23 protein-coding genes are annotated in these 23311 nt (G+C 71.8%); 10 read left to right on the top strand and 13 right to left on the bottom strand.

Going from position 1 to position 23311, the window contains the following annotated elements; translation table 11 throughout:
- Positions 1-73 precede the first annotated feature (73 nt).
- From ACZ63J_RS17930 to ACZ63J_RS17920, 3 genes are all read left to right on the top strand, one after another.
- Complete coding sequence (locus ACZ63J_RS17930) at positions 74-691, top strand: TetR/AcrR family transcriptional regulator (protein WP_465338005.1); 618 nt, start codon at positions 74-76, stop codon at positions 689-691.
- 85 nt (positions 692-776) lie between these two features.
- Positions 777-1706 carry a hypothetical protein gene (locus tag ACZ63J_RS17925; RefSeq protein WP_465403246.1) on the top strand — a complete coding sequence of 310 codons (930 nt, stop codon included), beginning with the start codon at positions 777-779 and terminating at the stop codon, positions 1704-1706.
- 111 nt (positions 1707-1817) lie between these two features.
- The gene (locus tag ACZ63J_RS17920) at positions 1818-3428 is read left to right on the top strand and encodes a succinic semialdehyde dehydrogenase (RefSeq protein WP_465403244.1); all 1611 of its coding nucleotides are present in this window, start codon (positions 1818-1820) and stop codon (positions 3426-3428) included.
- A gap of 132 nt (positions 3429-3560) precedes the next feature.
- On the opposite strand, the gene ACZ63J_RS17915 is transcribed toward ACZ63J_RS17920, so the two are convergent.
- The 8 genes from ACZ63J_RS17915 to ACZ63J_RS17880 all read right to left on the bottom strand — a co-directional run bounded on the left by ACZ63J_RS17915 (position 3561) and on the right by ACZ63J_RS17880 (position 12905).
- Positions 3561-6584: a helix-turn-helix transcriptional regulator gene (locus ACZ63J_RS17915; protein WP_465403242.1), complete on the bottom strand. Its 3024-nt coding sequence runs from the start codon at positions 6582-6584 to the stop codon at positions 3561-3563.
- Positions 6585-6645: 61 nt separating this feature from the next.
- A complete protein-coding gene (locus tag ACZ63J_RS17910) occupies positions 6646-6855 on the bottom strand; it encodes a hypothetical protein (RefSeq protein ID WP_465338009.1) in 210 nt (69 codons plus the stop codon).
- Between the two features lie 158 nt (positions 6856-7013).
- Positions 7014-7217 (bottom strand): DUF397 domain-containing protein, encoded by a 204-nt coding sequence (locus ACZ63J_RS17905; protein ID WP_465403240.1) that lies wholly within the window; start codon positions 7215-7217, stop codon positions 7014-7016.
- Between the two features lie 13 nt (positions 7218-7230).
- The gene (locus ACZ63J_RS17900; protein ID WP_465338011.1) at positions 7231-8133 is read right to left on the bottom strand and encodes a helix-turn-helix domain-containing protein; all 903 of its coding nucleotides are present in this window, start codon (positions 8131-8133) and stop codon (positions 7231-7233) included.
- Positions 8134-8512: 379 nt separating this feature from the next.
- Positions 8513-9409, bottom strand: coding sequence for an acyl-CoA thioesterase (locus ACZ63J_RS17895; protein WP_465307660.1), 897 nt, complete (start codon positions 9407-9409; stop codon positions 8513-8515).
- A 36-nt stretch (positions 9410-9445) separates the two neighbouring features.
- Positions 9446-10870: a pyruvate kinase gene (gene pyk / locus ACZ63J_RS17890; RefSeq protein ID WP_465338013.1), complete on the bottom strand. Its 1425-nt coding sequence runs from the start codon at positions 10868-10870 to the stop codon at positions 9446-9448.
- Positions 10871-10953: 83 nt separating this feature from the next.
- Positions 10954-11619, bottom strand: a complete 666-nt coding sequence (locus ACZ63J_RS17885) for a DUF2461 domain-containing protein (protein WP_465307664.1) — start codon at positions 11617-11619, stop codon at positions 10954-10956.
- A 62-nt stretch (positions 11620-11681) separates the two neighbouring features.
- The gene (locus tag ACZ63J_RS17880) at positions 11682-12905 is read right to left on the bottom strand and encodes a glycoside hydrolase family 18 protein (RefSeq protein ID WP_465403238.1); all 1224 of its coding nucleotides are present in this window, start codon (positions 12903-12905) and stop codon (positions 11682-11684) included.
- 169 nt (positions 12906-13074) lie between these two features.
- On the opposite strand from ACZ63J_RS17880, the gene ACZ63J_RS17875 reads away from it, so the two are divergent.
- Complete coding sequence (locus ACZ63J_RS17875) at positions 13075-13383, top strand: ArsR/SmtB family transcription factor (RefSeq protein ID WP_465338107.1); 309 nt, start codon at positions 13075-13077, stop codon at positions 13381-13383.
- Positions 13384-13524: 141 nt separating this feature from the next.
- Here the strand turns inward: ACZ63J_RS17875 and ACZ63J_RS17870 are convergent, their stop codons facing one another.
- A complete protein-coding gene (locus tag ACZ63J_RS17870) occupies positions 13525-13860 on the bottom strand; it encodes a winged helix-turn-helix transcriptional regulator (protein WP_465338016.1) in 336 nt (111 codons plus the stop codon).
- A 67-nt stretch (positions 13861-13927) separates the two neighbouring features.
- Here ACZ63J_RS17870 and ACZ63J_RS17865 point away from each other — a divergent pair, with 67 nt between their 5' ends.
- On the top strand, positions 13928-14413 hold the full coding sequence (locus tag ACZ63J_RS17865; RefSeq protein WP_465338017.1) for a group II truncated hemoglobin: 486 nt from the start codon (positions 13928-13930) through the stop codon (positions 14411-14413).
- Between the two features lie 35 nt (positions 14414-14448).
- Positions 14449-15885, top strand: coding sequence for an aromatic amino acid ammonia-lyase (locus tag ACZ63J_RS17860; RefSeq protein ID WP_465403236.1), 1437 nt, complete (start codon positions 14449-14451; stop codon positions 15883-15885).
- Between the two features lie 23 nt (positions 15886-15908).
- Here ACZ63J_RS17860 and ACZ63J_RS17855 read toward each other — a convergent pair whose 3' ends face one another.
- Positions 15909-16934 (bottom strand): 6-phosphofructokinase, encoded by a 1026-nt coding sequence (locus tag ACZ63J_RS17855; protein WP_465307674.1) that lies wholly within the window; start codon positions 16932-16934, stop codon positions 15909-15911.
- 287 nt (positions 16935-17221) lie between these two features.
- Between ACZ63J_RS17855 and ACZ63J_RS17850 the strand changes: the two genes are divergently transcribed.
- On the top strand, positions 17222-18307 hold the full coding sequence (locus ACZ63J_RS17850) for a 3-deoxy-7-phosphoheptulonate synthase (RefSeq protein WP_465403234.1): 1086 nt from the start codon (positions 17222-17224) through the stop codon (positions 18305-18307).
- A 12-nt stretch (positions 18308-18319) separates the two neighbouring features.
- Here ACZ63J_RS17850 and ACZ63J_RS17845 read toward each other — a convergent pair whose 3' ends face one another.
- Together ACZ63J_RS17845 and ACZ63J_RS17840 are read right to left on the bottom strand one after the other, a co-directional pair.
- Positions 18320-18808, bottom strand: coding sequence for a polyadenylate-specific 3'-exoribonuclease AS (locus ACZ63J_RS17845; protein WP_465307678.1), 489 nt, complete (start codon positions 18806-18808; stop codon positions 18320-18322).
- Positions 18809-18825: 17 nt separating this feature from the next.
- Positions 18826-19587, bottom strand: a complete 762-nt coding sequence (locus ACZ63J_RS17840) for a lysophospholipid acyltransferase family protein (RefSeq protein ID WP_465307680.1) — start codon at positions 19585-19587, stop codon at positions 18826-18828.
- Positions 19588-19798: 211 nt separating this feature from the next.
- Between ACZ63J_RS17840 and ACZ63J_RS17835 the strand changes: the two genes are divergently transcribed.
- The 3 genes from ACZ63J_RS17835 to ACZ63J_RS17825 are packed head-to-tail and all read left to right on the top strand — an operon-like array spanning position 19799 to position 22247.
- A complete protein-coding gene (locus ACZ63J_RS17835; protein ID WP_465403232.1) occupies positions 19799-20566 on the top strand; it encodes an alpha/beta hydrolase in 768 nt (255 codons plus the stop codon).
- Positions 20563-21096: a hypothetical protein gene (locus ACZ63J_RS17830; RefSeq protein ID WP_465403230.1), complete on the top strand. Its 534-nt coding sequence runs from the start codon at positions 20563-20565 to the stop codon at positions 21094-21096. Before ACZ63J_RS17835 ends, ACZ63J_RS17830 begins: the two co-directional genes overlap by 4 nt.
- An 11-nt stretch (positions 21097-21107) precedes the next feature.
- On the top strand, positions 21108-22247 hold the full coding sequence (locus tag ACZ63J_RS17825; protein WP_465403228.1) for a glutamate--cysteine ligase: 1140 nt from the start codon (positions 21108-21110) through the stop codon (positions 22245-22247).
- Here ACZ63J_RS17825 and ACZ63J_RS17820 read toward each other — a convergent pair.
- Positions 22244-23086, bottom strand: coding sequence for an NUDIX domain-containing protein (locus ACZ63J_RS17820; RefSeq protein WP_465403226.1), 843 nt, complete (start codon positions 23084-23086; stop codon positions 22244-22246). The two genes, ACZ63J_RS17825 and ACZ63J_RS17820, sit on opposite strands and share 4 nt — an antisense overlap.
- Between the last annotated feature and the right edge of the window lie 225 nt (positions 23087-23311).

The following is a 23311-nucleotide window of genomic DNA, read 5'->3' as shown; positions in this document are numbered from 1 at the left end:
ATGACGAACAGCATGTAAGTTCACTGCGGAATGTACATCCGTACCGGCCTGTAGGTAAAGCAGGGAGGCCGCGGTGACCGAAACGGCACACCGGACCCAGGCGCAACGGCGCGAGCAGACCCGCACGGCGCTGCTCGACGCCACCATCGACTGCCTGGTGGACGTCGGGTACGCACGCACGTCGGTGCAGGAGATCTGCGCGCGGGCGGGCGTGTCGAAGGGCGCGGTGCAGCACCACTTCACCGCGAAGGCCGAGCTGATGGCGGCCGCCGTCGAGCACCTGACGACGAAGCTGCGGCGCCAGCTCGCGGCGTCGCTCGACGAGCTGCCCAGCGGCGGCACGGGAGTCGCCGCGGCGATCGACCTGCTCTGGACCGGCTACTCGGGCACCCTCTCGACCGCCGTCACCGAGCTGTGGGTCGCCGCCCGCACCGACCCCGAGCTGCGCGCGGCCATCCGCCCGGTCGACCGCGCGCTCGGCCGCGCGACGCTCGAGCACGTCACGCAGGTCGCCGGCGACCTCCCGCCCGAACGCGCCGAGATGCTGTTCTGGCTCACCGTGAACCTGACCCGCGGGCTGGCGCTGGACGCCGAGCTCGGCGGCGACCCGAACCGGCGCCGTCAGCTGCTCGAGGAGTGGAAGCGCATCGCCGTCCTGCTCTACCAGGACGCAGCGACTGCGCCGAGCTGAGCAGCCCGCCGGGCAAGAGGCGAAGTGCCCCTTATCCCGCCGTCGGATTCGTGGTCCAATCCCCTGCGAACGAGGGGAGTTCCCGATGACCTCCGGTGCGCCAGCCCCGTATCCGTACGCCTACACCCCTCCGCCCGCCGCGGCGCCCACCGATCCGGGCGCGCTCTTCCGGCTGCTCGCCGGGATGCTCGGCGCGCTGGCCGCGGTGCTCGTCGTGGCCGGGTCGTTCCTGCCGCAGACGTCGTTCGAGCAGATCGTGGACAACAAGACCGAGAGCAGCCAGACGATCAGCGCCTGGTCACGCACGTTCGGCGTCGAACCGGGCGCCGAGGCCGCGAAGTTCTACGAGAACACCCACGTCGCGCACTACGGGATCCCGCTGACCGCGGCCGCCGTGGTGCTGCTGGCCGGGGCCGTGCTGGCGTTCGCCGGCTCGCGCCGCTCGGCCCGCGCCGGGGTGCGCTCGGGCGCGCGGACCGCGCTGGTGGCCGGCGCCGCCGGGGCGGCCGCGGCGGTGTGGATGCTCGGCATGGACGTCTCGGCGACCTTGAGCTACGAGTCCGACGAGGGCACGATCCGGTCGCACTACTCGACCGGGACCGGCTTCTGGCTGCTGCTCGGCGGCGGGGCCGTCGCGGTGCTGACACTGGTGTTCGCGGTGCTGGCCGGCCGGCGCGCGCCCGCCACCGCGCCGTCCGGGATACCGGCGCCCTACGGCGGGCCTCAGCTGCACCAGCAGCAGTCGCGGCCCTACCCCGTTCCGCCGCAGCAGTACCCGATGGCCCAGCAGTACCCGGCTTCGCAGCCGTTCCCGGCGCAGGCGGGGCCGCCGTCCCAGCCGTTCCCGGCGCAGCCCGGACCGCAGTCGCAGCCGTTCCCCGCCCAGCCGGTGCCCCAGCAGCCCGACGACCCCTACGGCGGCGCCACGCAGGCCCACCCGCACCCCGGGCAGGGGCCGGCGTCCCCGACCGAGCCGAACTACCAGCTGCCGCCGCTGAACCCGCCCAATACATGAAACATATTCACATCAGGCTGGACATCTGACGTACCGACGGTATGCTCTACTCGTCGGTAACACCTGCGCGCGGCGTCGCGCGGACTCCGGACGCCGCGGAACGGAGACGTCATGACCAGCACGACCCCCGCGAACGCGCTCGAAGCCACTCCCCTGCCGCCGACCGTCGGCGGGGTGGCCAGGGCGCCGGGCTCGGCGCGGGCGGCCCAGCTCGTCGCGCGCGTGGCCGGTGGCGCGGACTCGGCGACGGTCCGGATGCGGGCGCCCTTCACCGGGCAGCCGATCGCGACCCTGCCCCAGGCCACCGACGCCGACGTCCGCGCGGTGTTCGCCGGCGCCCGGACCGCGCAGCACGCGTGGGCGGACCGCTCCCCCGCCGAGCGCGCCCGCGTCCTCACCCGGCTGCACGACCTGGTGCTCGCCCGGCAGGACGAGGTGCTCGACCTGGTCCAGGTCGAAGCGGGCAAGGCCCGGCTCGACGCGTTCGACGAGGTCAGCGCGACCGCGCTCGTCGCGGCCTACTACGGCAAGCACGCGGCGAAGCTGCTCGCCCCGCGCCGCGTCGCCGGGGTCATCCCCGGCCTGACCCGCGCCGGGGAGATCCGGCACCCCAAGGGTGTCGTCGGGGTCATCTCGCCGTGGAACTACCCGCTCGCCCTCACCGCGATGGACGTCCTCCCGGCGCTCGCGGCCGGCAACGCCGTGGTGCAGAAGCCGGACAACCAGACCGCGCTGTCCGCGTTGTGGCTGCACGAGCTCGCCGAGGAGGCCGGGCTGCCGGCCGGGACCTGGCAGATCGTGCTCGGCCGTGGCTCGAAGATCGGCGACGCGCTGGTCGAGGAGTCGGACTACCTGTGCTTCACCGGGTCCACGCCCACTGGGAAGGAGCTGGCCGGGCAGGTGGCGAAGCGGCTGACGTCGTACTCGCTGGAGCTCGGCGGCAAGAACCCGATGGTCGTGCTGCCCGACGCCGACGTCGCGAAGGCCGCGACGGGCGCGGTGACGGCGTGCTTCTCCTCGGCCGGCCAGCTGTGCGTGTCGGTCGAGCGGATCTACGTCCACGAGTCGATCCGCGAGGAGTTCACCCGCGCGTTCGTCACGCGGACGGCGGCGCTGAAGCTCGGCGGCGCGCTCGACTACCAGGCCGGGATGGGCTCGCTGACGTCGGAAGACCAGCTCGCGACGGTGTCCGCGCACGTCGAGGACGCCCGCGCGAAGGGCGCTTCGGTGCTCACCGGCGGCCGCGCGCGGCCCGACCTCGGCCCGCTGTTCTACGAGCCGACCGTGCTTTCCGGCGTCACGCCCGACATGGTGCCGTTCGCGGAGGAGACGTTCGGGCCGGTGGTCTCGATCTACGGCTACACCGACGTCACCGAGGCCATCAACCGGGCCAACGACACGCCGTTCGGGCTGAACGCCAGCGTCTGGTCGCGCAACGGCCGTGCGGGCTGGGAGGTCGCGGCGCGGCTCAAGGCCGGGACGGTCAACGTCAACGAGGGGTACGCGGCGACGTTCGGCAGCGTCGGCGTCCCGATGGGCGGCATGAAGGACTCGGGCGTCGGCCGCCGCAACGGCGCCGAAGGCCTGCTGAAGTACACCGAAGCCCAGTCGATCGCGCTGCAGCGCGGGTTGGCCCTTCGCCCGCCGAAGCGGGTCCCGGGTTCGCTGTGGTCACGCGGCATGACCCTGGGCCTCAAGGCCCTCCGCCGCCTCCCCCGCTGACGTGATTGAGCAGCCGACACGCGTGATCTGAGGGTCAACTCGCGTGATTGAAGGGTCGACACGGCTCTGCTTGCCGTGTCGACCCTTCAATCACGTGTGTCGGCTGCTCAATCACGCGTGTCGACCCTCTGGTCACGCGTGTTCGGCGGTGGGGGCCGTGAGGAGACCGCGGTCGTAGGCGATCGCCACCGCTTCCGCGCGGCGGCTCGCGCCGAGTTTGGCCATCACCCGCGAGAGGTGGACGCTCACCGTTTTTTCGCTGATGTACAGCTCTTCGCCGACCTGGCGGTTCGTGCGGCCCAGCGCGACGCGCTCCAGGACGTCGCGCTCGCGGTCGGTCAGCGGGTCGGCGACCGTGCGGACCGGGGCCGGCGGTTCGGCTCCCGCCAGCTCGACGCGGGCCCGGTGCCCGAGGTCGCGAACCGCGTCGCGCAACGGGATCGCGCCCAGGCGCATGGCCACCGCGTGGGCCGCTTCGAGCGCGGGCTTCGCGTCCGCGTCCGTCGCCAGCAGCGCTTCGGCTTCGTGCCACCGGCAGATCGCCTGCTCGTAGACGGCGCCGTAGCCGAACGCCTCCGCCGCGGCTGCCCACTTCGCCGCGTCGCCCCGGCCGGTCAGGCAGGACGCCGCCGCCTCCAGCCGGGCCAGCCACGCCCGGCCCTCCGGCCCGAGCGTGCCCGAGCGCGGCTGCCCGACGACCGCGCACATCCGGCCGTGCGCCAGCATCCGCTCGCCCGCCGCCACCGCGGCGTCGGCCGCGGCCTGGTCACCGTGGACCCGCGCTTCGGCGGCTGCCCTGGCCGCGGCGGTCACGCCGACCGCGGCCACCCGGATGCCGGCCAGCAGGCCGGGCTCGATCCGCTCCAGCCAGCCGATGAGGTCTTCGGCCCGGCGCACCGCTTCGGCGTGCTCACCCTTCCAGAACGCCAGCTGGATGCCCGCGTCCCCGACCGACAGCGGGATCTGGATGTCCGCCGTCCAGTGCTGCCGCAGCCCGGCGATGAGCTTCGCGGCTTCGTCGAACCGGCCGCGCGCGACGACGAACAGCGACCAGATCGCCAGGATGCGCGCGGCGACCGCGCTCGACACCCCGCGCCCGGCCCGGCTCGCGCTTTCGTCCGGCCAATCGCCCATCAGGTAGCGCAGGGTCAGCTGCCGCGCGCGCAGCTCCAGCCCGTAGACGCTCCAGCTGAGCCCGGCCTCTTCGGCCCGGGTGACGCCGGTCGCGACGTGCTCCAGCGCTTCGGCGAACTCGGCGTGGTCGTCGTGGCTCAGCGCGAGAAAGTAGGTCGCGCGGATCTCGGTGTTGGGGGCGCCGGCGTCCCGCGCCTTCCGCTGCGCCTTGCGCAGCCATTCACGCGCTTCGACGGGATCACCCGCCGAGTCGGCGAGCGTGCCCAAGGTGATCAGGGCCGCGGCTTCCGCGGCCGCCGCCCCGACCGCCTGCGCGTCGGCGACGGCGTCGCGCGCGCTCTCCAGCGCCGCCTCCGGCTGTTCGAGGATCCGCAGGAACCCGGCCCGGCCCGCCAGCACCCACGCGCGTGTCCCGCTCGGCTCGGTGTCCTTGACCAGGTCCCAGGCCCGGTCCATGGCCGCGGTCGCCTCGTCGAGCGTGCCTTCCAGGGCCAGCAGGGCTTCCGCCAGCCGGCGCCACGTCTTCGCCGCCCGGTCGTTCGAGGTCTCCGGGGTCAGGGCCTGGGTGGCCGAGCGGGCGAACGCGGCGGCCCGCTCGGGCTCGCCGGACGTGCCCGCGAAGTACGACGCCTCGTGCAGCAGCCGTAGCTCGTCGAAGCCTTCGGGCCGCTCCGCCTTCGGGACGGCGTCCCAGATGGACAGTGCCTGTTCGACGTGCTGCAGCGCCGACCCGGGCGCGCCGAGCTTCTCGGCCTCGTCCATCGCGCGCAGCAACGCCGGCAGCGCGGTGACGAGGTCGCTGCTCTGCATCGAGTGGTACGCCAGCTTCGCGTCGTGCCCGCGGCCCTGCGGCCGCGCCTGGATCCGGGCCGCGTACGCCGCGTGCGTGCGCGACCGCTCTCCCGGCAGCAGGTCGCCGTACACCGCTTCCTGCAGCAACGCGTGCCGGAACGTGTACGAGCCGTCCGAGAGCACCACCAGCACGTGGTGCTGGACGGCTTCGCGCAGCGCGTCGTCGAGCTCCAGCTCCCCCAGCCCGGACACCTCGGCGAGGGCGCCGTGCATCACCGGCTCGTTGGCTACGGAGATCACGCGGACCACCCGGCGGGTGTCCGGCGAGAGCCGCTCGAGCCGGGACAGCAGCACCTCGGCGAGCCCGGCGGGCAGGTCGTTGCACTCGGTCTTGGTGGCCAGCAGCTCCTCGGCGAAGAACGGGTTGCCCTCGGAGCGGCTGACGATGTCGGCCACGACGTCCGCGGGCAGCGGCTCGTCGGCCAGCGCTTCGACGAACCGGCGGGCGTCGGCCGCGCCGAACGGGTGCAGGTCCACGCGCTCGACGGTGTTGAGCCGGACCAGCTCCGAGAGGAGGCCGCGCAGCGGGTGGCGCCGGTGCACGTCCTCCTCCCGGTAGCTGCCCACGACCAGGAGCCGCTGCGCCCGCAGCCTGCTGAGCAGGAACGACAGCAGGTTGCGGGTCGAGGCGTCGGCCCAGTGGAGGTCCTCGAGCAGGATCACCACCGGCCGCGTCTCGGCGATCTCGGTCAGCACCCCCAGTACCGCGTCGAACAGCTGCAGCTGACCGAGATCCTGCTCCGGCCGGGGACGCACCATGGTTTCCCGGTCGTTCGAAGTCATCGGCGGGTGTTCCGCCGTGCGGGGTTCCTCGACCCCGGCGCCCTGCGGCAGCAGCCGCCCGAGCGCGGGCCGGGACCGCACCGCGGCGGCGACCGCCGGGTCCGTCGCGCTGCCCAGCGGGGCGAGCGCCTCGGCGAAGGGAAGATAAGGAAGACCACCCTCGCGGACGTCGATGCAGCGACCGGTGAGCACCAGCCCACCGCAGCCGCCGACGTGCTCGCCGAGCGCGGTCAGCAGCCGGGTCTTGCCGACCCCGGCGTCCCCCGAGAGCAGCACCGCGCCGGCTTCGCCCCGTTCGGCCCGGGCGAAGGCGGCGCGGAGCCGCCGCATCTCGTGGGTACGGGCGACGAGCGGGATTCCGGAGCCGAGTCGGGGCACGATGAGCATTCTGTCTCACCCCACCGACAAGTTCCGCACGCTTATCGCCTTGGACACCATCACCCGCCCCTTACCGGGCGGTCTCGCCGACGCCGGCGGTCTCCCGCGCGGCTTCGCGGCGCTCCTGCGCCGGGACGTCGACGTCGCTCCGCGCGGCCCGGATGTGCCGGACGGCGCGGCGTGCGCGGGCGGCCCAGGCGCTGCGCCCGGCCTTCCGCAGTTCCTCGGCCCGGTAAGCCGCTTCGGCCCGGACCGCGTCGAGCAGCAGATCGCTGTGCATCATGTTCCCCTGTTCCCGAGTTCACCGGTTGGTAGCACTCAGGTTCGTCCTGAGGGGGCCCCTCAGGCATCGGGTGATCACGCAGGCCTGGGCGTGAAAAGACCCCTTACTCCCGGCCGAGCCCAGCTCGGCGGGGGTAAGGGGTCTTCGCAACCGCCTCAGTCGTGGGCCGGGCCGCCGGGCCGCACCGCGGCCAGCAGCCCACGCCAACCCGATGCGGGCAGGCGGAAGGCACCACCTTCGGGGTCCTTCGAGTCGCGCACGGCGGCGCCGCCGGTGACGAACGCGACCTCGACGCAGTCGTTGCCGCCGCCGCTGTGGCTGCTCTTGCGCCACCGCGCCCCGGAAAGTTCGGTTTCCATGGTCCCCACTCCCTTACTGTGTCCTCGGTTCCGGATGGTGCACCGGACCCGGTACGGCCGCCTGCTCGGCGAACCGCCCGGCCGCCTCGGCGATCAGCGCCACCGAGTCGTCCGGCTTCAGTGCGGCCGCGCGCAGATGGTCGAACATCAGCCCGTAGCGCCGCACGTCTGTGGGTTCCTCCAGGTAGAGGCCGCTGGACGTGCTGTCGTCGACGTAGACGACGTCCGGGTCGGCCTGCTCGGGGAACCCCATGATCAGGAAGGGGCCCTCCATGCCGGGGTGCGCGCCGGCGCCGAACGGCACGACCTGGATGGTCACGTTCGGCTTCTCGGCGAGCGCGACCATGCGGTAGAGCTGCTCGGCCATCACCTCGGGCCCGTCGACGACGCGGCGCAGCACGGCCTCGTCCATCACCGCCCAGTACTCCGGCGGCGGGGTGTCGGACAGCAGCTCCTGGCGCGCCATCCGCGCGGCGACGCGGCGGCGGGTCTCGGCGTCCTCGGCGTCCGGCCGCAGCGCCCGGATCACCGCGCGGGCGTACCGCTCGGTCTGCAGCAGCCCCGGAACCAGCAGCGCCTGGAACGCGCGCAGCGAGCTGGCGTCGGCCTCGAGCCCGACGAAGGTGCCGGTGAAGACCTCGTTGTAGGCGTGCCACCAGCCGCGCTTGCGGGCCTCCCTGGCCAGCTGGACGAGCGCCTCCTGCTCGTCACCGGTGATCCCGTAGAGCGCCAGCATGTCGCGGGCGTCGCGCGGGGTGACCCCGACGTGCCCGGTCTCGATGCGGCTCACCTTCGAGGCGGAGCACTCGAGCTTCTCGCCGACCTCGTCGATCGTCAGGTCCGCGGCTTCCCGCAGCCGGCGCAGCTCGCCCGCGAGCCTCCGGCGGCGAACCGTGGGGCTCTGTCCCCTTGCCATCGCGCACCTCCGGATGTCGACGGCGTCGTAGCCGTTCGCTTGCTGCCAGTATCTAACAGGGACGTTCGAGTAATCGCACGGTACCTATTACCGCCACGCCGCCGGTGTCGTGTCTGCAATTTGCAGAATGCTTCTGTATGCTCGCACCCTGCACTGCGGCAGGCCGCGAGAAGCGCCCGGAAGGATCACCCTCCGGCCCTGTTCAAGGCCTGTGAGCAGCGTAGACGATGACTTCGCGGCGCGCCGCGCGGTCGTCGGGAGAAGAGGTCCGGGGCCGTCCCCCGATCGGTCCCGGCCCTCTTCACCGGTCTTGGTGCCCTATTGGCAGATTGATTATTCTGCCTATTCGTCGCCCGTAAGGGTGATTTCCCGGCGGGCTTCAGAGGACGCGCAAGAGTCCTTCTTGGACGACCGTCGCGATGAGCGTGCCGTCCGCGCCGAAGAACCGGCCCGTGGCCAGGCCGCGCGCGCCGGAGGCGGTCGGGGACGCGCTGTCGTAGAGGAACCACTCGTCGGCGCGGAACGGCCGGTGGAACCAGAGCGCGTGGTCGAGGCTCGCGCCGAGCACCTGGTCGGTGTCCCAGTAGACCCCGTGGCGCGCGAGCACCGAGTCCAGCAGCGTCATGTCCGAGGCGTAGGTCAGCACGCAGACGTGCAGCAGCTGCTGGTCGGGCAGCTTGCCGTCGGCGCGCATCCAGACCTGGTTGCGCGCGGGCCGCTCGCCGGTCTGGCGGGTGACCCACGGCGGCTCGTTGACGTAGCGCAGGTCGATCGGCCGCGGCCGGCTGTGCGCGCCGATCGAGTAGCCCTCCGCGCGTTCCATCAGCGTCGGCAGGGTTTCGGGCGCGGGCACGCCTTCGGGCATCGCCTCGGCGTGCTCGATGCCCGGTTCGTCCTTCTGGAACGACGCCGAGAGCGAGAAGATCGCCTTGCCGTGCTGGATCGCGACGACCCGGCGGGTGGTGAACGAGCGGCCGTCCCGGATCCGGTCGACCTCGTAGATGATCGGGACGCTCGGGTCGCCGCCGCGGATGAAGTACGCGTGCAGCGAGTGCACCCGGCGCTCGTCGGGGACGGTGCGGCCGGCCGCGACCAGCGCCTGCCCGGCGACCTGCCCGCCGAACACCCGCACCGGCGAGTGGGCGGGCGAGACGCCGCGGAAGATGTTCTCCTCGATCTTCTCGAGGTCCAGCAGCGCGATCAGGCGGTCCAGCACCGGCTGGCCGCCACCCGGGATCTCCAGTTCGGTGGCGGCCGTCCTGGCCATTTCAGTCATGGCCAGACCCTATGTGCTGGACGGGTGGGACGTCCCTTATGCGTGGTCGTCTTCACCGAGGCGGTGCACGTGGATCAGGTTGGTCGAACCCACGGTGCCCGGGGGCGAGCCGGCCACGATGACGACCAGGTCGCCCTTCTGGTACTTGCCCATCTCCAGCATCGCGTGGTCGACCTGCTGGATCATCTGGTCGGTGGACTCCACCCGCGGCACGATGTGGGTGTTGGTGCCCCAGGTCATCGACAGCTGGCTGCGCACGCAGTCCTCCGGCGTGAACGCCAGCAGCGGCAGCCGCGTGTGCAGCCGGGCCAGCCGGCGCACGGTGTCGCCGGACTGGGTGAACGCCACCAGGGCCTTCGCGTTGAGCCGCTCGCCGATGTCGCGGGCGGCGTAGGAGATCACGCCGCGCTTGGTGCGCGGGACGTGCGTCAGCGGCGGGACGACCGGCGAGTCGGTCTCGACCGCCTCGACGATCCGGCCCATGGTCTGCACGGTCTCGATCGGGTACCGGCCGACGCTGGTCTCGCCGGACAGCATGACCGCGTCGGTGCCGTCGAGCACCGCGTTCGCGACGTCGGAGGCTTCGGCGCGGGTCGGCCGGGAGTTGTTGATCATCGACTCGAGCATCTGCGTCGCGACGATGACCGGCTTCGCGTTCTCGCGGCAGATCTGGATGGCGCGCTTCTGCACCAGCGGGACCTGCTCCAGCGGCAGCTCGACACCGAGGTCGCCGCGGGCGACCATCACCGCGTCGAAGGCCAGCACGATGGCTTCGAGGTTGTAGACGGCCTCGGGCTTCTCGATCTTGGCGACGACCGGCAGCCGGCCCTTGCCGACGCGGTCCATCACCTGGTGGACCAGGTCGATGTCGGCCGGCGAGCGGACGAAGGACAGGGCGATGAAGTCGACCCCCAGCTCGAGCGCGAACTCGAGGTCCTCGATGTCCTTCTCGGACAGTGCCGGCACGGAGACGTCCATGCCCGGCAGCGAGACGCCCTTGTTGTTGCTGACCGGGCCGCCCTCGGTGACCTCGCACACCACGTCCTGGCCGTCGACCTCCTTGACCACCAGGCCGACCTTGCCGTCGTCGACCAGGAGGCGGTCACCGGGCTTGGCGTCCTTGGCGAGGCCCTTGTAGGTCGTCGAGACGCGGTCGTGGGTGCCGGCGACGTCCTCGACCGTGATCCGGACGATGTCGCCGTTCTGCCACTCGACCGGCCCGCCGGCGAAGGTGCCCAGCCGGATCTTGGGGCCCTGCAGGTCGGCGAGGATGCCGACGGCCCGGCCACTCGCGGCCGCGGCGTCCCGGATCAGGTCGTAGACCTGCTTGTGGTCGCCGTGGCTGCCGTGGCTGAAGTTCATCCTGGCCACGTCCATGCCCGCGTCCACCAGGGCCCGCATCTTCTCGGGCGTGGCGGTGGCAGGACCCAGGGTACAAACGATCTTCGCGCGTCGGCTCACGTTCGCACAGCGTAGTCCCTCGTCGCGCGTTCGTCTGTACCGATCCCGAAAAGTTCAGAGAAACTGTTCAGAAACCTGTCCGGTCAGCGACGTGGCTTTTCGGTGGGTCCGACCCGGTCACGGGCCCATTCGTTGAACTCCCGGACCTGCCGCCAGGCCTTGCGCACCCGGTCGAGGGCGCCCCGTTCGTGCAGCACGTCGTCCGGCTCCCAGGCGCGCACGGCGTAGACCGAGCGGTACCGCAGCAGGTCGAGGCGCGGGTGCTCGGCGTCGAACCCGCGCGGCTTCGACTTGAGGCGGTCGCCGCGGACCTCCCAGCCGGCACGCTCGAGCTTCGTGATGATCTTCTGGAGCGCTTCGCCGTGCAGCTCGGTGTCGACGGCCGAGCGGAACCGGGCGATCTGGTCGGACTCGAGGTGGAAGCAGCCCCCGCCGACCCGCAGGCCGTCCGGCCCGACCTCGACGTAGTAGGCCCCGCCGCCGCGGCCCTGCTCGATGACGCCGCCGCAGTGGGTCTTGTAGGGCGTCTTGTCCTTGGCGAAGCGCACGTCGCGGTACGGGCGGAACACCTTGGGCTCGCCGAAGCCGTCCCCGAACTCGGGAGCCAGCTCCGCGAGCAGCGCCTCCATCGGGGCGCGGACGTCGTTCTTGTAGACCTCGACGTGGTCGTCCCAGTAGGGCTTGGAGTTGTCCTCGACCAGGCCGTCGAAGAAGTCGACGGCGTACTCGCCGAATCCGCTGAACTTCACGGGGGGAACGATAATCGGGAGGACCGACGGTTTTCCGCCGGTCCCCCCCGCTGCCGGAGGCCCTACTTCGCGACGGCGGTGATCAGCTCGCCGTCGGTGGTGTCACCCGAGAGCTCCCAGAACATCGCGCCGCCCAGGCCCTGGGTCTTCGCGTAGGAGACCTTGCCGGCGATGGTCGACGGCGTGTCGTAGCTCCACCAGTTGCTGCCGCACTTCGCGTACGCCGTGCCCGCGACGGTGCCGGTCGCCGGGCAGGACGTCTTCAGCACCTTGTAGTCCTCGATGCCCGGCTCGTACTTGGCCGGGGCGGCGCCGGTCGCCGTGCCGCCTGGGGCGTCCTGCGTGACACCGGTCCAGCCGCGGCCGTAGAAGCCGATGCCCAGCAGGAGCTTGCCCGGTGAGATGCCCTTGCTCTTCAGCTTCTGGATCGCCGCGTCGGAGTAGAAGCCCGGCGTCGGGATGCCGTCGTACGACGTCAGCGGCGAGTGCGGGGCGGTCGGGCCCTGCGCGGCGAAGGCGCCGAAGTAGTCGTAGGTCATCACGTTGTACCAGTCGACGTACTGGGCGGCGCCGGCGTAGTCGGCCGCGTCGATCTTGCCGCCGTCGGTGCCGTCGGCGGTGATCGCCGCGGTGACCAGCTGCGAGCCGAACTTGGCGCGCAGCGCGGACATCAGGTTCTTGTACGCCGCCGCGCCACTGCTGTCACAGCTCAGGCCGCAGGCATTGGGGTACTCCCAGTCGATGTCGATGCCGTCGAAGACGCCGGCCCAGCGCGGGTCGTTGACGAGGTTGTAGCAGGAGTCGGCGAACGCGGCGGGGTTCTGCGCGGCCTGCCCGAAGCCGCCCGACCAGGTCCAGCCGCCGAACGACCAGATCACCTTGAGGCCCGGGTGCTTGGCCTTGAGCTTCTTCAGCTGGTTGAAGCTGCCGGCGAGGGGCTGGTCCCAGGTGTCCGCGACGCCGTCGACGCTGCCCGCCGCGTCGTAGGTCTTCTGGTAGTCGGCGTAGGCGTCGCCGATCGCGCAGCCGCCGTTCGTCACGTTGCCGAAGGCGTAGTTGATGTGGGTCAGCTTGGCCGCCGAGCCCGACGTCTCGATGTTCTTGACGTGGTAGTTGCGGTCGTAGACCCCCCATTCGGTGAAGTAACCGACGACCTTGCCGACGGAGGCTTCGGCCGACGCGGGTGCGGCGGTGGCGGCCGGGGCCGCGGCGGCGCCCGCCACCAGGCCCGCGGCGGCGGCCACGGTCAACAGCGCAGACAAGCTCTTCCTGCGGAAACGGGACATGCCTTCTCCCTTCGGAGAATTTCTGACAACCAGGGGGACCACGTGGTGGAGACCACACTCACCGTAAATGGACTAGACCATCAGGTCAATGGTTCAGACCAAACAGCCCAGTGGACGAGTCCGGCATTCCTTGACAGGCATATGCCCGCCGGAGCACATTTCCAGGGTGATGCAGACTTTCGACGTCCTCGCCGAGCCCCGTCGCCGGACGATCCTCGACCTGCTCCGCGACGGCGAACGCTCCGTCGGCGAGCTCGTCGAGGAGCTCGAGCTGAGCCAGCCCGCGGTGTCCAAGCACCTGCGGGTGCTGCGCGAAGCCGGGCTCGTGACGGTGCGGGTCGCGGCGCAGCGGCGCTGTTACGCGCTGCGCCCGGACCCGCTGGCCGAGGTCGACGCCTGGCTCGCACCCTACCGCCGCTTCTGGGACGGCCGCCTCGACGCGCTGGAACGCCGGCTGAACGAGACGGACCCCGCCTGACGTACCCGCGCGGACGACACGCGTACTCAGGCGGACGACTCGCGTACCTGGGTGGACGACACAGCGGTGCCCAGGCCGGGTGCGGCGTGTCGTCCGTCCACGTACGCGTGTCGTCCGGGCGGGTACGCGTGTCGTCCGGTCCTAGTCGGCCGGCTCGAACGTGATTCCCGCGGCCGCCGCGCGGCGCTCGCCCCACTCGTACAGGGCCGTCAGGGCCGGGCGGAGCTCCTCCCCCACCGCCGTCAGGTGGTACTCGACGTGCGGGACGCGGCCGTCGAACTCCTCGCGGCGGACGATGCCGTCGGCGGCCAGCTCGCGCAGCTGCTGGGTCAGCATCTTCTCGCTGATCCCCGGCATCCGGCGGCGCAGCTCGCCGTAGCGGTGCGCGCCCTCCTTGAGGTGCGCCAGGATCACCGGCTTCCACTTGCCACCGATGAGATCGAGCGCCAGCTCCGTCGCGCAGTGGTAGCGCTTCATCCCGCTCCTCCCACGCACCGGAAAGTAAGTGGTTGCCCGGCCGGGCCGCCGCTGGTTGCCTTGCCGGGTGATCGTGCCAGAAGACCCGCCCGCCACGCCGACCCTCTACGAGTGGGCCGGCGGCCACGAAGCCCTCGTGAAGCTGCTCACGATCTTCTACGGCCACGTCCTCGAAGACCCGCTGCTCGAGCCGGTCTTCCGGGACATGGACCCGCGGCACGCCGAGCACGTCGCGGTCTGGCTCGGCGAGGTCTTCGGCGGGCCGGCCGACTACTCCGGCAGCCACGGCGGCCACGCCCACATGATCGGCCGGCACCTCGGGCGCGGCATCACCGAGCCGCAGCGCCGCCGCTGGGTAAGCCTCCTGCTCGACGCCGCCGACGAGGCCGGCCTGCCCGGCGACCCGGAGTTCCGCGCCGCGTTCGCCGGCTACCTCGAGTGGGGCAGCCGGCTGGCCGTGCTCTTCTCGGCGCCGGGAGCCGAGCCGAACCTCCACGAACCGGTCCCGAAGTGGGACTGGCCGATGCCGCCCTGGCAGCCACCGGCGTCCTAGCCGCATAGTGAGGGCAGCCGGAAAGGAGGCTGCCCTTGATCCGGGTGGACGGCCGGACCCTGCGCTGCGCGGACGTCGTCACGGCGGCACGCACCGAGGGCCCACTGGGCATCGACGTCTCGATCGCCGCGCTGCGCGGCGCCGAGCACGCCTGGAAGCTCGCCGAAGAGCTCAGCACACGGCGGATGGTCTACGGCCGGACGACCGGCGTCGGGGCCAACAAGGACGACACGGTCGCGAGCTCGAAGGAGCACGGCCTGCGGCTGCTGCGCAGCCACGCGGGTGGCAGTGGCGAGGAGATGCCGCGCGGCCAGGTCCGCGCGATGATGCTGATCCGGCTGAACCAGCTGATGGCCGGCCGCTCGGGCATCAGCCCCGAGCTGATCGGCGCGCTCGCCGAAGCGGTCCGCACCGGCGCGCTGCCGCTGGTGCACCGGCTCGGCGCGATCGGCACCGGCGACCTCGCGCCGCTGGCCGAGGCGGCGCTCGCGCTCACCGGCGAACGCTCGTGGGTCGACGGGCACGTGCCCCCGGTGCCGGTGCACGCCGGGGACGCGCTGGCGTTCATGAGCAGCAACGCCGCGACGCTCGCCGAAGCGACCCTCGCGGCGATGCGGCTGGACACGCTGACCCGCGCGAGCCACGCGATCGCGGCGCTGACGTACGTCGCGCTCGACGGCAACCCCGAGGCGTACGCGACACCGGTGCACGAAGCGCGGCCGCACGCCGGCCAGGTCGCGTGCGCGGCGGAGATGCGGCGGCTGCTGGGCATGCACCAGACGCCGAAACCGGGACGGCGCATCCAGGACCCGTTCGGGCTGCGGGCGTTCCCGCAGGTGCAGGGCCCGGCGCTGGACGCGATCCACTACCTGCGCGACGTGCTGGCCGTGGAAATCAACGCCAGCACCGAAAACCCGATGATCTCGACGGTGCACGGGGACGCCTACCACCACGCGCACTTCCACACGGCGTACGTCTCGACGGCGCTGGACCAGGCCCGCGCGACCGTGCACCAGGTCGCGGAGCTGTCGGTGGCACGCCTCGGCGACCTCGTCGAGCCGGAGTTCACCGGGCTGCGGCCGTTCCTCGCGGCGGGCCCGGCGGGCAGCTCCGGCGTGATGATCCTGGAGTACGTGGCGCACGACGCGCTCACGGAGCTGCGGCAGGCGGCGCTCCCGGCGACGCTCGGCACGGCCGTGGTGTCCCGCGGCATCGAGGACCACGCGAGCTTCTCGACGCAGGCGGCGCGCGCGGCGACCGCGGCTTGCACGGCGTACCAGCAGGTGCTGGCGTGCGAGCTGGTCGCGGCGGTCCGCGCGCTGCGGATGCGCGACGCGGACCTGGTCGACCTCCCGGTGCGCGACGCCTTCGAAGCGGCGTCGGCGGTGCTCGACCTCAGCGTCGAGGACCGGCCGCTGACGGACGACATCGCCGCCGCGGTCGGCGTCCTGGACTCACTCGCCCGGATCTGACGCCGACCGCGGAGACGGGAACCTCAGCCGAAGAAGACTTCGGCTTCCTGGTAACGCTCGACCGGGACCGTCTTCAGCTCGGCCGTCGCCTCGGACAGCTTCACGCGGACGATGTCGGTGCCCTTCAGGGCGACCATGACCCCGAAGTCGCCGTCGGCGACCGCGTCGACGGCGTGCAGGCCGAAGCGGGTCGCGAGCACGCGGTCGTAGGCCGTCGGGGTGCCGCCGCGCTGGACGTGGCCCAGCACGACCGCGCGGGACTCCTTGCCGGTGCGGTGGGCGATCTCGTCGGCCAGCCAGGTGCCGATGCCGCCGAGGCGAACGTGCCCGAAGGCGTCCTTCTCGCCGGTGAGCAGCTTCTCCTCGCCGCCCTCGGGCAGCGCGCCCTCGGCCACGACGATGATCGGCGCGAACTCCTTCTCGAAGCGGCGCTCGACCCAGGAGACGACCTGGTCGACGTTGAAGTGCCGCTCCGGCACCAGGATCACGCTCGCGCCGCCGGCCAGGCCGGAGTGCAGCGCGATCCAGCCGGCGTGCCGGCCCATGACCTCGACGACCAGCGCGCGGTGGTGCGACTCGGCGGTGGTGTGCAGCCGGTCGATCGCCTCGGTCGCGATGGAGACCGCGGTGTCGAAGCCGAAGGTGTAGTCGGTGGCGCCCAAATCGTTGTCGATCGTCTTGGGCACGCCCACGACGCCGACGCCGTCGTCGGTGAGGCGCTTCGCGACGCCGAGGGTGTCCTCGCCACCGATCGCCACGAGGGCGTCGACACCCTGGTCGGCGAGCACCTGCTTGATCTTGTCGACGCCGCCGTCGACCTTGTACGGGTTGGTGCGCGAGGACCGCAGGATGGTGCCGCCCCGGGTCAGGATGTCCTCGACGTCGTTCAGGCCGAGCGGGCGGCTGTCGCCGGTCAGGGGGCCGTTCCAGCCGTTGCGGAAGCCCACGAAGTCCCAGCCGTGCACCTCGACGCCCTTGCGCACCACGGCGCGGATCACCGCGTTGAGCCCCGGGCAGTCGCCGCCGCCGGTCAGCACACCGACACGCATGAGAAGCCTCCGTCTGTTCTCTGGAGATGACAGTCACAGTTCGTCGAGCGCCAGCGTAGCGGCTTTCGTCTGGATCGGTGCAGCCCGTACCACCTGCCGAATCGGTCCGGCTCCGGGTTGTGCTAACTTGGGGCTGTGCAGCGCTATTACTGGTTTACGAAGCCGGCCCCGGGTGGGCTCGGCGGCGTGAACCTGCGCTGACGTCCACCCCCGAGCCGGATTCGTGAACCGGCTCGGCGAGGGTCCCCCGCGCGGGTCGGTGTCCATCAGGAAGGAACACCCCCGCCATGACGCTCTCCGCCGGTCCAGCGACCACCATCGGTGACCTGGACGCCGCGCGCACCACGTCGATCAGCCCGCTCATCTCCCCCGCGATGCTGCGCGAGGACCATCCGGCCGACGCCGGGGTCGCGAAGGTCGTGCGGCACGGCCGCGCCGACACCGTCGACATCCTCGAAGGCCGCGACGACCGCCTCCTCGTCGTGGTCGGCCCGTGCTCGGTCCACGACCCGGAAGCCGCCCTCGACTACGCCCGCCGGCTGGCCGCGAAGGCCGACGACCTGCGCGGCGAACTGCACATCGTGATGCGCGTGTACTTCGAGAAACCGCGCACCACGCTGGGCTGGAAGGGCCTGATCAACGACCCGGACCTCGACGGCACGTTCGCCGTCAACAAGGGCCTGCGGATGGCGCGGAAGCTGCTGCTCGACGTCTCCGCGCTCGGCCTGCCGGTGGGCTGTGAGTTCCTCGACCCGATCACGCCGCAGTTCATCTCCGACGTCGTGACGTGGGGCTCGATCGGCGCGCGCACCGCGGCGAGCCAGGTGCACCGCCAGCTGTGCAGCGCGCTGTCGATGCCGGTGGGGATCAAGAACTCCACCGAGGGCGACGTCCAGGTGGCGGTCGACGCGACCCGCGCGGCCGCGGCCAGCCACGTGTTCCCCGGCATCAACACCGACGGCCTCGCGGCCCTGCTGACGACGTCCGGCAACCCGGACTGCCACGTGATCCTCCGCGGCCACAACGCCGGCCCGAACTACGACGCGGCGACGGTGGCGGACACCCTGGCGCGGCTGGCCAGGTCGGGGCTGCCGGAGCGGGTGATCATCGACGCTTCGCACGGCAACAGCGGCAAGGACCACGTCCGGCAGGCCGGGGTGGTGCGGGAGCTGGCTTCGCGCATCGGCGAGGGCGAGCGCGGGATCGTGGGGCTGATGATGGAGAGCTTCCTGGCGGCGGGGCGCCAGGACCTGGACCTGGGGCACAGCGAGAAGCTGACGTACGGGCAGTCGATCACGGACGCGTGCCTGGCTTGGGACGACACCGCGCCGCTGCTGGACGAGCTGGCCGGGGCGGTCCGGGCGCGCCGCTGACGGCGGTCCCGCTCAGCGGCGGCGGAAGTACTCCTCGATGACTTCCCACCGGGCCAGGTTGTGCTTCGCGTCCGCCAGAGCGTCGTGCTGGTCGGTGGGGGCCGCCGGGAGCTTCGGCTTCCCGGCGTCCTCCCACCGCTGGCGCAGGTCGCGCGTGAAGCGCGGCAGCTGCCGCGGCAACGCCGGCATCGGGCCCCACAGCTGGGCCAGCGCGACGTGGTCGTAGGCCGCGAACCAGGCCCACAGCTCGATGCCGCCCGGGGGCTTGCCGAAGAACTCCAGCAGCCCCGCGCGGATCTTTTCGCGGCTCTGCCACGCCGGATCCGCCGGGGACGGCAGCTTGTCCAGGACGTTGTCGCGGACCCACGGCCCGGCCTTGGCCGGGTCGAAATCGGTCGAAACCGCGTAGAACTCGCGGCCCTGTTCGTCAACGACACCGATCGACACCAGGTCGATCGTCACGCCGTCCTCGATGAACTCGGTGTCGTAGAAGAAACGCACCGGTGAACCCTAGTGGGTCAGCCGACCTTCGAGTCCGGCACCCGGGCCGCGTCCGAGGCCGACGGCTGGGCCGGCACCTTCGGCTTGACGCCGGACGCCTCCGCGGCGAGCAGTTCCTTCGCCTTCGCCGCGTAGATGTCGACGTACTCCTGGCCGGAGAGCTCCATGAGCGCGTACATGATCTCGTCGGTGATCGACCGCTCGATGAAGCGGTCGCCCGCGAGGCCCTCGTACCGCGAAAAGTCGAGCGGCTTGCCGAAGCGGACCTCGAGGCGGCGCGGCCACCACATCTTGGAGCCGATCGGGTTGACCTTGTCCGTGCCGATCATCGCCACCGGGACGACCACGCCGCCGGAGTCCAGCGCGATCCGGGCGACGCCGGTCTTGCCCTTGTACAGCCGGCCGTCCGGGGAGCGGGTGCCCTCGGGGTAGATGCCGAGCAGGTGGCCGGCCTTGACCAGGCGGGTCGCGGTGTCGAGCGCGGCCTGGGCGGCGTTGCCGCCGGAGCGGTCGATCGGGAACTGGCCGACGCCGGTGAAGAACCACTTCTTGAGCAGGCCCTTGAAGCCGGGCTCGGTGAAGTACTCGGACTTGGCCGGGAAGGTCACCTTGCGCTTGACGCGCAGCGGCATGAAGAACGAGTCCGCGACCGCCAGGTGGTTGCCGGCCAGGATCGCGCCCCCGGTCTCGGGGATGTTTTCCGCGCCGACGACCTTCGTCGGCCACAGCGTCTTGAGCAGCGGACCGATGAACACCCACTTCATGAGCCAGTACAGCACCGGTGCCTCAGTCCTCCATCGCAGCTGTAGCCCCTGTCACCCGCGTCGGCCAGCCTACGAACCCCGGGGCCCGCCGCACAACGGCGGCCACCCGGTTACCACTCGGTCAGCGATCGATCTCACAGCGAATTCCCGGTCCGGGCGGAGCCCCACAAGGCCCGTCGGCCGTGAGAGCATGGACAGATCCACCGCTCACACGAAAGGCGATCGCATGGGCGTGCTCGCCGGCGCGGAACCGTTCGGCCACACCGGTTCGGCCGACACCGGGTTCCTGCTCTGCCACGGGTTCACCGGGACCCCGGCGAGCATGCGGGCCTGGGGTGACCACCTGGCCGGGGCCGGGTTCACCGTGCGCTGCCCGCTGCTGCCGGGTCACGGCACCCGCTGGCCGGACCTCAACCGCACGACGTGGGAAGACTGGTACGGCGCCGTCCGCGAAGCGCTCCTCGAGCTGCTCTCGACGTGCAAGACCGTCTTCGTCGGCGGCCTCTCGATGGGCGGCACGCTCACCCTGCGCCTCGCCGAGGAGTTCGGCGACCGGATCGCCGGGATCGTCCTGGTCAACCCGTCGGTGACCCGGCTGAAGTGGGACACGAAGCTGCTGCCGGTGCTGGGGAAGATCGTGCCGTCGGTGCCGGCGATCGCGAACGACATCAAGAAGCCGGGCGAGACGGAGCTGGCCTACCCGCGGACGCCGGTGCGCGCCGCGGCGAGCCTGGCGAAGCTGTGGGCCGTCGTGCGCGCCGACCTGGGCAAGGTGACGCAGCCGGTGCTGCTGCTGCACTCGTCGGTCGACCACGTCGTCGAGCCGGTGAACTCTCAGCTGGTGCTGGAGGGCGTGGCCAGCACCGACGTCACCGAGGTCGTGCTGGAGAACAGCTACCACGTGGCGACCCAGGACAACGACGCCGAGGTGATCTTCACGCGCAGCGTCGAGTTCGCCAAGGCGCACGCCGGACAGCCGGAGGAGACCGCATGAGCCGGGGGAAGGACGGGCCGGAGGACGTCGACGCGACGTTCGCCGAGATCGTCGCCGACCTGCGGGCCGGCGGGTTCGGGCTGCCCGAGCTGGACACCGCGGACACGGCGGACACCGTCGACGCGGCGGACACCGCCGACGCCGCGGGCCCGGGGACCGAGTCGCGCAAGACGCCGGACCGGCCGGCCGAGCCGCCCGCGGCCGAGAGCCCGCCGGAGACCGGCTGGCGGTCCGGGGGCACGACGTGGGACGCCACGATGTTCTCCGACGACCCGGCCGACGACGACGAGCACTATGTCCCGCCGGAGCCGCCGCCGCTGCCGCGGCCGAAGATGGGCGCGTTCCTCATCCTGCTGCTGTTCCTGGCCGGGCTGTTCCTGCTGATCCTGCCCGGGGCCATCGGCGTCGGCCCGACGGTCGCGACGCCGCTGGGCATCCTCGCGCTGGCGACGGCGATCGCGCTGCTGCTGCTCCGCGTCCGCCAAGGTCCGCCGCCCGGCGCCGACCCGAGCAACGGCGCCCAGGTCTGACCGGTCGGGCGATGACCATCGAGTTCAGTCCCTCGCGGCGGTCGACCGTCGGCGCGGAGTGGGAGCTCGGCCTCGTGGACCGCCGCAGCGGCGAGCTGTCCTCGGTGGCCGGGCAGATCCTCGAGGCGGTGCGCCCGGACGGCGCGGCCGAGCACCCGAAGATCAAGCAGGAGCTGCTGCTCAACACCATCGAGGTGATCACCGGCGTCTGCGACACGATCGCCGAGGCGAAGGCCGACCTGAACGACTCCCTCGACGTCCTGCACAGCGTCGCCGACCCGCTCGGCGTGGAGATGTTCTCGGCCGGGACGCACCCGTTCTCCAACTGGTACCAGCAGAAGGTCACCGACAAGGAGCGGTACGCGAAGCTGATCGACCGCACCCAGTGGTGGGGCCGGCAGATGCTGATCTACGGCGTCCACGTGCACGTCGGGGTCGACCACCGCGACAAGGTGCTGCCGATCCTCGACGCGCTGCTCAACTACGCGCCGCACCTGCAGGCGCTCTCGGCGTCGTCGCCGTACTGGGGCGCCGAGGACACCGGGTACGCGTCGAACCGGGCGCTGATGTTCCAGCAGCTGCCGACGGCCGGGCTGCCGTTCCAGTTCCGGAAGTGGGCCGAGCTGGAGAGCTACGTCGACGACATGTTCACCACCGGCGTGATCGACCACTTCTCGGAGATCCGCTGGGACATCCGGCCGGCCCCGCACCTGGGCACGATCGAGATGCGGGTCTGCGACGGCCTGCCGACGCTGGAGGAGGTCGGCGCGATCGCGGCGCTGACGCAGTGCCTGGTCGACGACTTCAGCGAGCGCCTCGACGACGGCGAGATCCTGCCGACGCTCCCGCCGTGGCACGTCCAGGAGAACAAGTGGCGCGCGGCCCGCTACGGCACCGACGCGATCATCATCCTGGACGCGGCCGGACGCGAGCGCCTGGTCACCGACGACGTCGCCGACCTGCTGGACCGCCTGGAGCCGGTGGCGCGGCGCCTGGACTGCGTCGCCGAGCTGCGCGACGTCGAGACGATCCTGGAGTACGGCCCGAGCTACCGGCGGCAGCGGGCGGTGGCGCAGCAGCACAAGGGCAGCCTGAAGGCCGTGATGGCGTCCCTGGTCGCCGAGATGCGCGACGGCATCTCGAAGGACTAGAGCTCGTCGAGCTGGCTACGCAGCGTGCCGGGGCCGAGAATCGACGCACCGAGGGCCTCGACCCGGCCCCGCAGCTCACGATCGGCCGTCGCGACGAGCACCCGGCCCTTCTGCTGCCCGACGACCTCGACGATCTTCGAGTCCCCATCGGCGTCCGCGGCGACAACCTCGACCCCGGGCACGGACTCGACGTGCTTGGCCTTGCCCTCGACAACCAGGACAACGCGCGGCCACCAGGTCACGGCCGGGTCATCCGGGTCCGGTACGCCGGCCTCGGCGAGTTTCACGAGCTGGTCACGCAGGCGTTCGGCGGCCCCGTGCCGATCCCGCCACCAGCCATCCGGCCGCGAGCCGACGACGTTCGCTGCGTCGACGACAAAAACGAGCTCCTCCCCGACGCGGTCACGCAGGCGCGGCCACGCGGCGGCGAAGTCGCGGTGCAGCCGGTAGGAGGGGACGTCGTCGGGATCCACCCAGCGCACCTCCGCACTTTCGGTGTTGGCAACCCGCGCCTCGGCCCCATCGGCCAGGGCGAGGACGGTGGTGTAGCTCCAGTCCCCATGGTCCACCACGGAGGCAGAGACCGCTCGGAAGGCATCAGCGGAAACGGAGGCTTCTTCGAAGGCTTCACGCGCGGCGGCGGTCACGGCGGTCTCACCGGCTTCGATGGCCCCGCCAGGCAGCGCCCAGGTCCGGCCGTGGTGCACCCACCAGGCACGGCGCTGCAGGAGAACACCCCGAGCGGGATCGAAGAGCAGCAGCCCGGCGGCACCGTAGCGCCCCCAGTGGAGATGCCCGCAGGAGCACCGGACAAAGACGCTCGCGGACGGCTGGCTCACGTGTCCAGCGTTTCACAGTCGGCCCCGAATCACCGCTCCGCGCACTTCCGACGGCCACGGGCGAAGCCGGGAAAGGCCACGGCAGCAGACGACCGGAAGACGGCAGGAGCCCACACCCCCCGCAACCCCGATCCGAAGCCAGAACACGGCCGGGGGGGGCGGGGGGGGGGGGGGGTGGGGGCTCTGTGGTTAGCGTCGGGGCTTGGTCGAACTAGCACGCCTCCG

It is taken from the genome of Amycolatopsis sp. NPDC104863, assembly GCF_055582965.1.
The sequence above is the reverse complement of the archived record's forward strand: the minus strand, read 5'-3'. Positions and strand labels throughout refer to the sequence as shown.